This is a genomic window from Mesorhizobium sp. M7A.F.Ca.US.005.03.2.1, from assembly GCF_003997795.1.
GTDB classification, from domain to species: Bacteria; Pseudomonadota; Alphaproteobacteria; order Rhizobiales; family Rhizobiaceae; genus Mesorhizobium; species Mesorhizobium ciceri.
In genome coordinates, this window is the sequence record NZ_RZRP01001013.1 from 1 (window position 1) to 2,037 (window position 2,037).

Annotated in this window: 2 protein-coding genes and 1 pseudogene; all 3 read right to left on the bottom strand. The window is 64.2% G+C overall.

Annotated elements, in window-relative coordinates; all coding sequences use genetic code 11:
- Positions 1-658, bottom strand: a 658-nt coding sequence (locus EN991_RS33935) for a thiamine pyrophosphate-binding protein (RefSeq protein ID WP_245461150.1), incomplete at its 3' end; no start/stop codon positions are given.
- Positions 655-1,830 (bottom strand): CaiB/BaiF CoA-transferase family protein, encoded by a 1,176-nt coding sequence (locus EN991_RS33940; RefSeq protein WP_013530920.1) that lies wholly within the window; start codon positions 1,828-1,830, stop codon positions 655-657. The genes EN991_RS33940 and EN991_RS33935, both read right to left, overlap by 4 nt.
- Before the next feature lie 99 nt (positions 1,831-1,929).
- A pseudogene (locus EN991_RS41360) lies at positions 1,930-2,037 on the bottom strand (alpha/beta hydrolase); the annotation flags it as partial.

Consider the following 2,037-nt stretch of genomic DNA (forward strand, 5'->3'; position numbering starts at 1 on the left):
TCGCGCGCATTTGTGCAGCCGCCTCGGCGTCCCAGCGCGTGCCGCCAAGGATGACGAAAGGCCGCTTGGACTTAGCCAGCAGCTTTTCCAGCGCATCGAGTTCCGCTTCGCCGGCCCGTGTTTCCACCGGTGTGTGCGGCAAGGCGACGGGCGCCTCGACGACACTGGTCAGCATGTCTTCGGGCAGCGAGATCACCACCGGGCCGGGACGGCCCGATGTCGCCACGGCGAAGGCGCGGGTGACGAATTCTGGGATGCGCGAGGCGTCGTCGATCTCGACTACCCATTTGGCGATGTCGCCGAAGAACCTCTTGTAATCCACCTCCTGGAAAGCCTCGCGCTCCTTGGCGTGGCCGGCGACCTGGCCGATGAACAGGATGACGGGTATCGAATCCTGCATGGCGATGTGGATGCCGGCCGAGGCATTGGTGGCGCCGGGGCCGCGGGTGACGAAGCAGATGCCGGGCTTGCCGGTCAGGCGGCCGTGGCAATCGGCCATCATGGCGGCACCGCCTTCCTGGCGGCAGACGATGGTGCGGATCGCTGAATCGTGCAGCGCGTCGAGCACCGCCAGATAGGATTCACCGGGCACGCAGTAGATGCGGTCGGTGCCGTTGGCTTCGAGAGCGTCGACGATGAGTTGTCCGCCGGTCTTCATTGTCCAGACTTCTCCAGTTCGGCAAGGATTTCTTGCGTGTGCTCGCCCAGGCGCGGCGAGGGGCGCTCATAGACCAGCGGCGTGCCCGACATCACCATCGGCGCGCGCACCGAAGGCAGAAGATTGCCATGGCCATCGTCCAGGTCGAGCCGCATGCCGCGCGCGATCGTCTGCGGGTCGGCGAACATCTGGCCGATCGTGTTGATCGGGCTCGCCGGCACGCCGGCCGCTTCCAGCTTTGCCAGCAGCGGATCGCGGTCGAAGATCTTCAGCGCTTCGATCACATGCTCGCGCAGCTTGACCCGGTTGGCGACCCGGGCGGGGTTGGTGGCGAAATCTGGATTGGCTGGCAGATCGTCCAGCCCGACGGCAGCGCAGAATTTGGCGAACTGGCCGTCATTGCCCACCGCCAGGATGATGTGCCCATCCCGGACCGGCACCACCTCGTAGGGGGCGATGTTCATATGCGCATTGCCCATCTGCACCGGCGATTTGCCGGAGACGAGATAGTTCAAATTCTGGTTGCCGAGCGCCGAGATCTGGGTGTCGAAAAGCGCCATGTCGACATGCTGACCTTCGCCGGTCTGCTCGGCATGGCGCAGTGCTGCCTGGATGGCGATGACCGAATAAAGGCCGGTGAAGATGTCGGAGATGGCGACGCCCGCCTTTTGCGGCTCGCGGCCGACCTCGCCGGTGATCGACATCATGCCGGCCATGGCCTGGATGATGAAGTCGTAGCCGGCGCGCGGTGCGTACGGACCGTCCTGGCCGAAACCGGTGATCGAGCAGTAGACGAGGCGCGGGTTGATCTTGCGCAGGCTGTCATAGTCGAGGCCGTATTTCTTCAGGCCGCCGAGCTTGAAGTTCTCGATCAGCACGTCCGAAGTGGCGACCAGCCGGCGCACCGTCTCGGCGCCTTCCGGGGTCGAGAAATCGATGGCGATGGAGCGCTTGCCGCGGTTGCAGGAATGGTAATAGGCGGCCGACAGGTTCTCGCCGTCCTTGCCCATGACGAAGGGCGGGCCCCATTTGCGGGTGTCGTCGCCGCCATCGGGGCTCTCGACCTTGATGACATCGGCGCCGAGATCGGCAAGCAACTGCCCGGCCCATGGCCCGGCAAGGATGCGGGCGAGTTCGACGACGCGGACGCCTTTCAGCGGGGGCTCAGCCATGGATCACCGTGGTTGCCGCAATCACTGCGATTGCTGCGAAAGCAGAGCCTCTATCAAGCCCTGCAACGGCTGTCACGGCTCTTGCAATGGGCCAATCCGTCACGCTTTGAGGACTTCGTCGGCCCAGGCGGCGAAATCATCCATGATAATGTCGCGATTCACCTCGTTCAGGCTTTCGTGGCGGGTGTCGGCGTAAACCTTTGAAAC